A 12426-nucleotide genomic window follows, 5' to 3' on the forward strand; every position below is an offset into this window, starting at 1 on the left:
AACGTTTATCGGCTAATTCCCTGAAATTTCTTGTCATAATACTAAATAACAATAAATGTATAAAACTAGGAATAATTGTGTCCACACGATAGTCCTTTGGAGGGGTGGCAAAAATTCTTTGAATTTTTGACGGGGTGGTTACGACTATACAATTGAGTAAAAGTGATAGATAAGTTATTATGATCATCTTGTTTTGCGTAAAGTAAAATCCCTAAATTAGCCCATAATCAAAAACAAAATGGAAACAAAAATCATAAAAGTTACACACGTTACCGGAACTTACATCATTGAAGTTCCCAATGGAGCCCTTAATGACATGAAAACCCAGCTGGACAAATGCCTTAATGATGAACAGGGCGCAATTGTAGTAAAGGGAGAAGATGGAGATCAGTTTGTATATCCGTCTGATTTTTTAAAAAACAGTTTTATTTCCATTGTTGATAGGGAATAGGTAGCTTTTACAGGTATAAAATAAAAACGACTTCCAATGGAAGCCGTTTTTGTTCTTTATGTGGTGGTGATTATCCCTTTTTTAGTTTTTCATTTTCTTCTTTTAAAGCTTTAATCTGCTCTTTCAGAAGATTAATGTATTCCTGTTGGTTTTCTAATAAATACTCTGGAATATTGCAGTATTGATTGTAATTAATGCTGGAATTATCATTAAGAGTAGGCTTGTCATTGTGTTGTATTTGAGAAGTTTTCTCTTCTTTGATATCTTCTACAGAAACCTCCAAAGCTTTAGCCAGTTTCTCCCATTCGTCATCAAATATTCTGACATCTCCATTTTCTTTTCTGCTGTAGTTGGAGACATCGGTCGCAAGAAGATCAGCAATCTGCTGCTGAGTATAGCCTTTCTGCTTTCTTAAAGTTCTTAGTTTTTCCATTGTCATAGGATACCTGTGTTTTTACAAATGTAGTGAAAAATGATTGGGTTTTTAGCTATAGTCCATGGAAGTTAATAAAAAAAGTAAACTTTCTAAAAGTATTTTGTTTTAACGAAATATTTGCTGAAATTTATGTTTTTGGAATGCATACTATGAATAAAGAAAAATTATTTGAACTAATAAGAAGGGAAGAAGTTGTATTATTTGCAGGTGCAGGTATGTCAATTTATGCAGGATTTCCATCTGGACCTGCTTTAGCAAAATCTTTATATAATGACCTTACAAATGAAGAAAAAGAAAATATAGAATTTACTACAGATCTTGCTGTTCTTGCAAATCACATTTATAATTTTCAACACGGAAAAAAAAATTATCTTTTAAGAAAGCTGAAAGATTCTTTTCTAAGAAAGCCAAAATGTAATGATACACATTTAATGTTATCAAAAATTCCACATTTTAAAACAATAATTACAACTAATTATGATTCTTTGTTTGAGGATACAAATGATAATATTGAAGTTATAAGAAGAAGTAAAGATTATCCCATTGCAGATTTAAAAAAACAGTTGTTATTTAAAATTCACGGGGATTTAACTGATACGGATAATATTATACTTACAGACTCAGATTATGATAAATATTTCTCAACAAATCAGGAAAATACGCTTTTTTGGAATGCAATTAAAGACAGATTAGCATCTAACGCTATATTATTTATTGGTTATTCATTGGAAGATTCTAACATTAATGTTTTAATACGTAAGATAATTGATCAATTAGGAGAAAATAGAAAAGAAATGTTTTTCGTTTCGCCAGAAATTAAGGAACATAAAAAAAGATTTCTTGAACGTTATGGCATTTTTTATTTTGAAACAACAGGAGAGAAGTTAATAGAAGAAATATTTGATGACTTAAAATTGAATTATTTTCCTAATTTATCAAAGGGGCTTGGGACAGCAGATATTGCATTGAAATTTGCAAAGTCCAACGATATGAATTTAGATATAACGAAAGTTGATGAGGGATATACAGTAGCTAATACTGATTTTGATGAAGATTATTCAATGAGTGAGCTTAAATTTACCTTTAATATTCCAAAAGAAAGATCTGAAGAAATTTTTAATTCTTTTGATGGTAAAAATTTTAACGATATAGTTTTTGATAAAGACAATATAAATACTTTTGATCAATTCTTTAAAGGATTCAGATTAAGGGAGTTTGATGATATTAAAGAACTAAGACTTATAAAATTACCTTATTTTGAGGGAAATGTAGACATTAGATTTGAAGATGATTTTGAGGTCAATAATATATATCTTAAAATGTTTATAGCAAGTCCAAATGTTGGAGAAAAGCAGTTTAAAATAAATATACTTGACTTTACCATTGTCTACATATTAAAATATGATCATAAAATTAATACTTTGCATGGTAATATCTCGATTGAACCGAATGAAACTATTTCAAATGTTTCTAATGGATTAAGATTTTTTGATATTTTTAATAGATCAATTTCAGGGAGTAATTTTAAAATATTTCAAGGGAATAATCTAATTTACGAACAAAAAGATGGTGGTAAAATTAAAATCTTTGAAGAAGAGCCAGCTCCTTTAGAAATATATCTCAAAGGATTAAAAGAAATTGAAAAACATTATAATATTCGTTTTAGTGCAATCGAGCTTAATGATATTGATGATTCTAAGCTAGAAAATATCTTAGCATTTATAAATAAAAGAAAAATAGAAACTGAGTTTAATCAAATGAAAGGCAATTTTACTGAGGGAAAAAATGATGTAGAAGTAGAAGAGTTTTTGAGTAAGTTAAAGGAGGATATTGCTATTGTTAGAAATTCTTCAAAAGAACTTATAATAAATTTTCATGGTATAGATTTTAACCTAGGAATTTGCACACTTTTAATTTTGGATGGTTACATTGCTAATTTTACAGAAGTAAAAGAGAGAAAAACCAAAGCAGCTATCATAAAGAGTAAATCTAATAAACAATATTTTCAATTTGGAGAAGCTATTAATCTTTCTGAAAGTATTAAGTAACCTCTTGCTTTTATTATTCTATTTTTTATTGGAAAAATAATTCCCCTGATTCCTAGTCTATTATTAAGTTTTGTTAAAATTTGTGGGGGAAAAGTTTTGCAGAAATTAAAAATCGTTCTATATTTGCACCACTGAAAACAACGGTATAGCCGGAGTTTAGGGAGAGTTGGCAGAGTGGTCGATTGTGGCAGTCTTGAAAACTGTTGACTGTAACAGGTCCGGGGGTTCGAATCCCTCACTCTCCGCAAAAAAAAGCCTTGAATCAAATGATTCAAGGCTTTTTTGTTCATAATTCTAAAGGGCAATTCCGGGATCAAGCGCAAATTTTTGTTAATCTGAATAGAAAGAAAGTTCTGTCTTTTAATCCGCGGAGCCGCATTCTGAAGTTTTTGATTTTTGGCATTGAAGGATTCAGCTGCTGCATTGGAGCTTCTTTGATGAAAATAGTTTAAAATATCTCTGTAATGAATCATTATTGTTTTTCTTAAGGTAGAAATAGATTTAAAATCTGGTTCTTCCACCTTTTTGAACCAATGCGCAAGTTTAGTCATAGCCAAAGATTTTGGAATATTCTGATTATAAATCTTTCGCAGTCCATCGGTCAATTGATACGCTTTCTCCAGGTCGGGATACTGAGCAAAAAGAATGGCAGCTCTTTGCCTTTGGGAGAGTGTCCATTCTGGATAAAATAAGTGCTCTCAACATATAATTTTCACAATTCAATGAATTTTTGTAGATTTATAAACCTCTAAAAAACACAATATAAGAGTATTTATGATGAAAAAAATACAGATTTTGCCTTTGCTGTGTATAAGTATTTATGGATTGGGACAGATTCCAAATTTTCCTACTTCCCAAGCTTTTGCACCAAGCAATCTGGGTAACTTTTCAAATCCAAATTATGGAAGTTCAGCAAGTTCTGTTATTCCCTCTGTTCCTCATGGTGGTTTACATAATCAAAGGAGTTCACAGATTGAACAGCAGAATGCAAGAATGATGCAGGAGGACTTTAAGAAGGTTGCTCAGGAGCAAGAACTCAGAAATAAACAGGAGAATTATTACAGACAACAAGCCTTAGAAGATTCTTATTATAACCTCCCTTCATTTTCAGGAAAAGCAGGCACACAATCCTATTATGATGCTTACAATCAATTAGCCTCACTCAATACTGACAATTATTCCATAAGTGAAGCCAATTTCATTGTTGAAAATGCCTATTATGGGAATAAACAAAATTATAATCAGTTTAAATTTGGCATTCAGAAAACAGCAAAACAGCTCTTACAGAAAATGAAAGATAGAAAGCAGGATACTGAAAGCAATACAGATAAAAACCTCATGATTTTTGAATACCTCTCAAAAGGTATGAAGCTGGGAGGGGCTCAGTACAAAGCTATCAAGTATGATTTTGAGGATTACATGGGTGCAAAGGATTGGAGCAAGATGTTTGTATCAAAACTCCTTAAAACAGGCTCTGGGCAATGTCACTCTATGCCATTGTATTATTTGATGCTGTCAGAGGAAATGAATGCAGAAGCTCATTTAGCCTTTGCCCCAAATCATACTTATGTCAAGTTTAAGGATGAAGAGGGGGAATGGCAGAATGCAGAATTAACCAATGGAATATTTACTACAAACTCCATTATTTTGGAATCAGGCTAGATAAAATCAGAAGCTTTGCAGAATGATATTTATATGAAGGAGCAAAACAAAAAAGAGTTATTAGCACAGTTCTATGCAGATTTAGCCAATGGCTATGCCCATAAGTACGGAATGGATGAGTTTGTAGGCAAGACTTTAGACAAGGCATTGGAATACTCACCAAAAAACATTTATGCAAATCTCCTAAAATCAACTTTTCAACAGGCTAAACTGGAATATGTAGCAGGGCAATTGGGAATTAAGAATCTTGAAAACCCTGAGGAACTGCAAAACATTAGGTTTTATCCGAGAGCATTAGCTCTATTACAAGAGACTAAAGCCCAGTTCAGCAATATTGACAATTTGGGTTACGTCCCGATGCCTGAGGGTGCTTATGAAGAGTGGTTAGGAAATATGAAAGGTGAAGCCAACAGGCAGAAAAGTGAAGCTCTTGCCGAAAGAATGAAACAGATTAATGCTGAAAATCAAAAGCAGAAACAACAGGAAGCTTTAAGAAAAGCTCAGGAACAAAAGAAAAAAGAGTCTCAGCAGTCTAATGAGAAAGCTCAATATTTTCCAATAGACCCAAAACATCTATAAACAATAATGAAAAAAAACTTATCCTATAAAAACACATTCCTTTTATCTCTGCTTTTTGTTTGGTTGAGTACAGGAATAATTAAGGCACAAAGCAACCAATTTTATAATGATGCTTATCAAACTATTGATAATATGCTTAATGATAAACAGCAATACAGTTTCAAAGAGGCTGTTTTTAGTGTAGAAAATGCTTACTATCAAGGTAAGTTAGATACAGACAAATTAAATCGAGAAATAGTCTTTCTAAAGAGTTTTGCAAATAATATTGTTCAGAGCAGAGATTTGACCTATAAACAGTCAGACAAGGATAAAGTAAGTAAATATGCAGCAGTCTATTCTATCATGTGCCAGACTTTGCCAATTGCTATTAAAGATACCGTAATTCAGTACAAACCTTTCAATTATGATTTTGAGGATGTATTTGGTCATAAAGATATTACCAACTTATTTGTATCTAAACTTCTGGCTACTAAAAAAGGAAACTGTAATTCTATGCCATATCTATATAAGATACTGGCAGAGGAATTGGGTGTTGAGGCTAATCTGGCATTAGCACCAAACCATGTTTATATCAAACATCAAATTAAATCTGATGGATGGTACAATACAGAGCTTACAAGTGGGATATTTCCACAGGATTCATGGTTAATGGCTTCTGGATACATTCACTTAGATGCCATCAAAAATGGGGTGTTTATGAAAGCCCTGAATAACAAAGAAAGCCTTGCTTTATGTTTATTTGATTTAGCACAGGCATATAATAGGAATTTTCCTGATAATGATGGAGAATTTGTACTAAAAACGATAAACAGAGCAATAGAGATTTATCCAAACTTTGCCAAAGCCTTAATTCTGAAAGCCGAAACACATAAAGCACAGTTTGAAAAGCTGATGGATAAACAGAATTTGAGTTCCACTAATCCTGAAAACATAAAAAAGGCTCAACAAGACCCAAAAGCCAAAGAACTCAGGGAGCTTATGACAAAGGAATATGGGCATATTTATGACATCGGATATAGACAAATGCCAGAGGAAATGTATTTAGACTGGCTTGTTTCTCTGAGAACTGAGAGAGATAAATACGAGAATAAAAAATTAATGAATAACTTTACAAAATAACAAATGACTATGAAAAGAATTGTACTGACTGGTTTTGTTCTTCTCACTGGAATTACACAGGCTCAGGTCAAGAAAACCCAAATTAAGACAAAAACAAAAAAGGACTGGGTAAATCCTGTTAAACTGACTAAAGAAGAGAGAAACAGACCTTATATGGATGAGGTTTTGAAAACCAGAGATACCATTACTCCTGAAGAAGCAGAAAGAAGAAGAAAAAATATTGCTATTGGAAATCCTTTTAAAGACCGTGGCTATTATCCTAAAATTGCTACGCTAAGCAAAGGAAAATACTTAGAATTCCACGATATGGATGCTGTAGTTAATATTGGTTCCGTAAAGTTTAACAGGAAAACCAAAGATATTATAGAGTTCAGAGAAATGGATTTGAGTGACCCAGATGCACAGCCTTATTTGGATACAGCAGGTAGATGGTTTTCACCTGACCCTTTAAGTGAAGAATTTAGAAGATGGTCTCCTTATAATTATGCTATGAATAATCCTTTAAGGTTTATTGACCCTGATGGAAGGCAGGCAACGGATATTTATAAATTAGATAAATCTGGTAATCTCACCTGGATGGCAGAGTCTAAAACTGATGTTATATATGCTGAGAAAAACTTTGATAAGAATGGAAATCTTAAAGCTAACAATGATGGAGGTGTTGAAGTTGGTGAGAAAGGCTACATGGCTAAAAACTCTGTTTCAGAGAAAGTAACAGCAGAAATCTTTGGAAGCCTTAAAACTGTTACTTATGATTACATTAAATTTGGGGGTAATACTGAAAAGGCTCAAAATGTTTTTGATTATTTATCTTCTAATTCAAATGTTGAGTTTAATAGAAATTTATTTACCAATTCTAAAAATGATAATTTTAGTTTTGTTGGAACAGCACATCTTGAGGATATGGTTCCTCTTGTAAAATTAGGAGCCAACTTAGTTGAAAGTGAACATAGTCATCCTGACCCTTTTACCTTTTGGCCAAGTGGTTTTAATGTTAACTATTTTAAGGATACAGGAAATTTTACTTACAGTAAGGGACTACCTACAGGTGATATTAAAGCTGCTGGTAACAATCCTGCAACCAAATTTATCCTATATTCACCATATTATAAAGATGGGGCACTTAGAATACGTTTTGACAGTGAAAAAATTATTTCAATAACTAATGAAGGAAAATTAAATAGATGAAAAACCTAATATTACTTATATGCTTTACTTTATTGAATTCATGTAAAGCTCAAACAAAGATTAATACAATCTATGATAAAAATTTAATTCAAAATCTAACAAATCAATTTTCTAAACATATAAATATAGATCCCTATAAATCTACTTTTGCAATATATTTCCAAGAAATGCCTTTAGTAACAGAAGTTAAAAATAGCTCTTCTAATGAAAACAAATATGAAGGTTTTACATTAACTATTTATAAATTTCAGAATGAATATCAAATAAATGAATTTGTAAAAAACTTCAATGTTTACAAGACAAGAAGTAACATATTCTGTATATTTAACAAGGATAGTAAAGCTGATTTCTTAAAGTCCATAAAAATAAATAAGGTTTCAGAATCACACTCTACTGATTCTAATGACTATTATGACCCTAAAACATGGATATTGAATTTTGACTCAAATGGCAAATTAAAAAAATGCTATCCATATGACTGTAATATTAAGCTTTAATGCTTTAATTGATAACCCAGAAGAAGAAGAAAAAATATTGCTATTGGAAATCCTTTTAAAGACTGTGGCTATTATCCTAAAATTGCTACACTCGGCAAAGGAAAATACTTAGAATTTCACGATATGGATGCTGTAGTTAATATTGGTTCTGTAAAATATAATAGAAAAACCAAGAAGATAACAGAGTTTAGGGAAATAGATTTGAGTGACCCAGATGTACAACCTTATTTGGCTACAGCAGGTAGATGGTTTTCACCAGACCCTTTGAGTGAAGAGCATAGTGATTGGACTCCTTACCGATTTGGTTTTAATAATCTTTTGAGATTTAGCGACCCAACAGGCTTATTGGAAGATGATTATATATTTAATGAAGAGGGTAAGTTTGTTAGAGTTGATGAGAATGATAAACCAGACCAATTAGTTATTGAAAATTCCAAAAGCAAACAACAGACTGTTTATGCAACAGGTAGAGGGCGAAACTTTGAATCCTGCTACTGAAATCTTGAAAGATAAAGGACCTCTTTACATCTTTCAAGGAGATGGCTATCAGACATACAGTCATTTAGATGCTGGGAGTTTTATTTGGGGACACTACATGAATGTTTTAGGCTTTTCATTACAAGACACTAAAGATGGAGCTTTAAAATTTAATAAGAATGATAGTAAAGCTGATTTAAGGTCTATACAAAATGGTTATTTACTCAATAGGTATAAAGGTTTATTTCCTCGTTCAACACCAATTAAAAATTCAGGGAACTAATTATGAAAAAAACAAAACTATAATAGATATTTTACTTTTAATACTTGTAGTGCTATATATTGGGTATAGGATATCTTTATATTGGAATTACAATGTGAACAAAGAAAAAAACAGATTGAGACCTGGAATCAAAGAACTCAAAAAAAATAAATGCTATAACAATATTGGAACTAACAAGATACAATCATATGAAAATGAAAAGTTTTTTCCTGTCATTGGCTTTAGTAATCTGTTTATTAGTAAGATATAATTTATACAGTAAATTAATCCCTAGTTCGATTTATGAAGTCATTAATCCCAGACAATTGCAAGGGCTTTTTAATCTTGGGTATTATTTAGGTCTTATAATACAGGTTGTATTAATTGTTTCAATAGCAGTTAATTATAAAAAAATGAAAATCCAAGATTTCATTGTAGTATTGTTGTCTTTATTGTTTCTGCTTTCCTTTGTTTTTTTTGTATTAACAATCTAAAATTCAAGTTTGTAAAGGACTAATTATGGATGAAAATCAAAAGCTCGACATGAAATCTTTTATTGATTATGTAAAAGAAAATCTGGCAACTATCTCTTTGTATATGTCCACTATAGGGGTTGTACATACTTTATCCTATTATTTTGTCTGGAATATTAGCATAATTAATTACTTAAATTTAAGTGAGGTTATCCTCCTGAGTGTGCAGTATTTGATGGGGCTTTCATTGACTTGCTTGTTTTTGCTGGTCATTCATATTTTTTTGTCCAAGGTCTATGTTTTTGATAAAGAGCCAGAAGGTAGAACTCTTAGTATGTTGTTACTAGCAGGAATTGTAAGTTTTATTTTTGTGTCTTGTGTTGAAGAGTTTCGGATAGATGTCTTAGCTACTTGGATAATTGGTTTTGCAGTAATTTACGCCTATGTTAAAAAAGGAAATATTAAGTTTCAAAAGTTAATTAGGTATTTGGCTGTCATTATGTTATTTTTAACCATAGGCAAAGCCATTCAGGATTTCTATAAAATCAGGTATAGTGGGGAATCGAGACATGAAAGGTTAATCTTCACAGTCAATAATATTGAGTACAAAGAAGATAAGAATTTGTTACTTGTTGGCATGACGGAAAATTATCTCTTCATGTTTGATAAAGCTAAGAGCAAAAAGCTTATATTCAGAAGAGATGAGATAAAATTTTCAGAGTTAGAAAGTATAGAATAAACCCATTTTGTTCGTTCTGCCTTTTTGTTTTTGATAAGTATTTGTAAATCAGTATTTAGGTGTATAAAGTAAAGCACTTACTATAAAAAACTACATACCTGAAGAGAATCGTATTTGTTTCATGCTAAACAACCATCAATTCATTTTTTCTTCTAATTCCCGCTTCAAAGTAGAAATCCGCTCATCTTTATCATGATGATGCCAGCCCGGAGCATTGAATATATACCCCAATTTCGCTTTCCATGAAGGTGCATTCCGGACATCCTTTATCATATTTCCAAACTCATCAAAGACGATATGAAAAACATTATAAGTATGAATGTTATGATAGATTCCGTAATCCGTCGTTTTCTTTTCTTCCGCTTTGTATGTGCCGAAAAGATGATCCCAAATCATCAGAATGCCCCCATAATTATTATCTAAATCCTCAATTTTTCGGGAATGATGCACCCGATGGTTGGATGGAGAATTGAATACTTTATCGAACCACCCTAATTTTCCAATAGCATTGGTATGCGGCCAAAATTGAAAAATCAGGTTAAACTGATGCATCATAGCCATCATAATAGGATGAAAACCAATCATGATAAAAGGGATATACCAAATGTCCCGATATATGATTTCAAACCATCCCTGACGCAATGCAATAGCAAGACTCAAATGAGTAGCCGAATGATGATTGACATGACCTGTCCAGAACAATCTGATTTTATGACTCAACCGATGATGCCAGTAAAAGCCAAAATCCTGAACAATCATAACCAATAACCAAAGCCACCAGTGATCTGCATGCCATTGTAAAGTGAAGAATTTATTGAAATCTTTGATCCCGAAAATATCAGTAAGCCTAAAATGATTGTAAATCCAAAAAAAGTAGGATAATGAAATAGCTTTCATCCCAAAGTCTAACATTACTGCCCCTATCCCCAATCCGATACTCGATACATTATCTTTGATGAGTCTTTTTGTGAATACTTTTTGAGGAATCTGATACAAAAATATTTCCCCTACTATCAACAAGATAAACACAGGAATAAAATAAGTAACAGGATCAGTAAAATCCAATGGACAGAATAGGGCAATACTATGAAAAAACCGGTTATCTTTTCTTTTCATAAGTCTTCTTTTATCGGATAATTCTGTTCTTTTTTTCAAGACCAACCACTCCCAACACCAACATCAATTGGGCTAAAACATAAGTAATCATCACAACAAGTTCTTTCCCAATACTGCGCTGTACGAATATATTAATGGCCAATACGGAATCTGATATTACAAACAAAACAGCTCCCAGGATTAATAATAAAGAATAAGTTCTGATACTAAAATACAGCATCGTAGCAATGGTAATTCCGTAAATCACCACGGGTATCTTCATTTCGTTTAAATAAGGAAATATACAGTAAATAAATGAGCCTAAATAAAGCAAAACAAAGGGAAGCCAACTCCATGCATTTTTCTTTTCAATCTTAAAAAAATAAGCTATGTAACAAATATGAGCCAACAAAAAGCTTCCCAAACCGGGCATAAATCCCCATCCAAATAACAAAAACACATCACCCAAAAAGCTCAGAATTAATCCAGACAAAAACCACTGGTTGATCCGAAATGCATTTTGTTGAGAATACGTAAAATAAAACCAGACAATAATAGGTAACAACAGTGGCTTGGTAAAAAACCGCCAGGAACTATGATTCATAGCTATAAATACTAAATCAAATGCAAAAACAATGGCAAGAAGGACTAATAACAATTTGATATTGACAGATTTTATCATGGTACTATTTTATTGCAATCTTTTAATTATCTTTTTTCTTGTTACAATATGGATATATCTCAGGTTTGTATCAAGTCATTCTATATGTGGCACTTAGCTCAGATTGTTAAATTACAAATAAAATGAAGATAAAGTACTTTTGAAATATAAAAATACAATGCATCACACTTTAGTTTATTTTATATTTTAGAAATAGACTATTATTAGAAATATTATTTAAGTTTATGCAGTTTAATCATATCTTTTCCAAAGTAATTTTCGAATTTTTTGGAAAATTCTTTATCCTTGAACTTTAGGATTGTATGACGACTATCAAAAGCAATGATCTCAAGAAAGGATTCAGAAATTAAAAATTATTGTTAGATTTCCAGTCAGCTATATCTCCGGGTAGCTTGGTCTGGATTTTGTATTCAGGTTTGAAAATAACTAATAACCAGAACATGTAATAAGTTAGAGTTTATTATTATGAATTTGTTATGATAATCAATGAAAATTTTTTACTGGAGTTCGATGTAGAATATGGTAGCTTTTTTTCTAAAGAAGCCCTATACAATAAAGATGGCTCCCGTCTTTATTTTTTCCAAATTAAAAACAGTATAGTTGAACTGATCGGTTACCACAAGGATGGTACAGACCTCAATATTCTTCACACAGACAGCGTTTGAGGAAATTCAACATAAGACAATACTATTAAATACGAAATTATCTCAATCTAAAA

13 protein-coding genes, 1 tRNA gene and 1 pseudogene are annotated in these 12426 nt (G+C 31.6%); 11 read left to right on the forward strand and 4 right to left on the reverse strand.

Going from position 1 to position 12426, the window contains the following annotated elements; all coding sequences use genetic code 11:
• Positions 1–238: 238 nt before the first annotated feature.
• Positions 239–451, forward strand: a complete 213-nt coding sequence (locus DEU40_RS09785) for a hypothetical protein (protein ID WP_062670628.1) — start codon at positions 239–241, stop codon at positions 449–451.
• 70 nt (positions 452–521) lie between these two features.
• Here the strand turns inward: DEU40_RS09785 and DEU40_RS09790 are convergent, their stop codons facing one another.
• Positions 522–884: a helix-turn-helix transcriptional regulator gene (locus DEU40_RS09790; RefSeq protein WP_317047526.1), complete on the reverse strand. Its 363-nt coding sequence runs from the start codon at positions 882–884 to the stop codon at positions 522–524.
• 32 nt (positions 885–916) lie between these two features.
• Between DEU40_RS09790 and DEU40_RS09795 the strand changes: the two genes are divergently transcribed.
• Together DEU40_RS09795 and DEU40_RS09800 are read left to right on the forward strand one after the other, a co-directional pair.
• Positions 917–2935, forward strand: a complete 2019-nt coding sequence (locus DEU40_RS09795; RefSeq protein ID WP_110009662.1) for an SIR2 family protein — start codon at positions 917–919, stop codon at positions 2933–2935.
• A gap of 160 nt (positions 2936–3095) precedes the next feature.
• Positions 3096–3180 (forward strand) — tRNA-Ser (locus DEU40_RS09800).
• Positions 3181–3366: 186 nt separating this feature from the next.
• Here the strand turns inward: DEU40_RS09800 and DEU40_RS22805 are convergent.
• Positions 3367–3582, reverse strand: a pseudogene (locus tag DEU40_RS22805) (transposase); the annotation flags it as partial.
• Between the two features lie 127 nt (positions 3583–3709).
• Between DEU40_RS22805 and DEU40_RS09810 the strand changes: the two are divergent.
• The 8 genes from DEU40_RS09810 to DEU40_RS09845 all read left to right on the forward strand — a co-directional run bounded on the left by DEU40_RS09810 (position 3710) and on the right by DEU40_RS09845 (position 9931).
• A complete protein-coding gene (locus DEU40_RS09810) occupies positions 3710–4597 on the forward strand; it encodes a hypothetical protein (protein ID WP_110009663.1) in 888 nt (295 codons plus the stop codon).
• 15 nt (positions 4598–4612) lie between these two features.
• Positions 4613–5176 carry a hypothetical protein gene (locus tag DEU40_RS09815; RefSeq protein WP_181397954.1) on the forward strand — a complete coding sequence of 188 codons (564 nt, stop codon included), beginning with the start codon at positions 4613–4615 and terminating at the stop codon, positions 5174–5176.
• 6 nt (positions 5177–5182) lie between these two features.
• Entirely contained in the window at positions 5183–6295 is a 1113-nt protein-coding gene (locus DEU40_RS09820) for a hypothetical protein (protein WP_228406483.1), read from the forward strand.
• A 9-nt stretch (positions 6296–6304) separates the two neighbouring features.
• Positions 6305–7483 carry an RHS repeat-associated core domain-containing protein gene (locus tag DEU40_RS22435; RefSeq protein WP_181397955.1) on the forward strand — a complete coding sequence of 393 codons (1179 nt, stop codon included), beginning with the start codon at positions 6305–6307 and terminating at the stop codon, positions 7481–7483.
• Positions 7480–7980 (forward strand): hypothetical protein, encoded by a 501-nt coding sequence (locus DEU40_RS09830; RefSeq protein WP_110009665.1) that lies wholly within the window; start codon positions 7480–7482, stop codon positions 7978–7980. Before DEU40_RS22435 ends, DEU40_RS09830 begins: the two co-directional genes overlap by 4 nt.
• Before the next feature lie 123 nt (positions 7981–8103).
• Positions 8104–8478: a hypothetical protein gene (locus DEU40_RS09835; RefSeq protein ID WP_110009666.1), complete on the forward strand. Its 375-nt coding sequence runs from the start codon at positions 8104–8106 to the stop codon at positions 8476–8478.
• 4 nt (positions 8479–8482) lie between these two features.
• Positions 8483–8740 carry a hypothetical protein gene (locus tag DEU40_RS09840; protein ID WP_110009667.1) on the forward strand — a complete coding sequence of 86 codons (258 nt, stop codon included), beginning with the start codon at positions 8483–8485 and terminating at the stop codon, positions 8738–8740.
• Positions 8741–9238: 498 nt separating this feature from the next.
• The gene (locus tag DEU40_RS09845; protein ID WP_110009668.1) at positions 9239–9931 is read left to right on the forward strand and encodes a hypothetical protein; all 693 of its coding nucleotides are present in this window, start codon (positions 9239–9241) and stop codon (positions 9929–9931) included.
• Positions 9932–10066: 135 nt separating this feature from the next.
• Here DEU40_RS09845 and DEU40_RS09850 read toward each other — a convergent pair whose 3' ends face one another.
• Together DEU40_RS09850 and DEU40_RS09855 are read right to left on the reverse strand one after the other, a co-directional pair.
• Positions 10067–11047, reverse strand: coding sequence for a sterol desaturase family protein (locus DEU40_RS09850; protein ID WP_146207844.1), 981 nt, complete (start codon positions 11045–11047; stop codon positions 10067–10069).
• A 10-nt stretch (positions 11048–11057) separates the two neighbouring features.
• Positions 11058–11708, reverse strand: coding sequence for a lysoplasmalogenase (locus tag DEU40_RS09855; protein WP_110009670.1), 651 nt, complete (start codon positions 11706–11708; stop codon positions 11058–11060).
• Between the last annotated feature and the right edge of the window lie 718 nt (positions 11709–12426).

Source organism: Chryseobacterium sp. AG844 (assembly GCF_003182335.1).
In the GTDB taxonomy this organism is placed as follows: domain Bacteria; phylum Bacteroidota; class Bacteroidia; order Flavobacteriales; family Weeksellaceae; genus Chryseobacterium; species Chryseobacterium cupriresistens.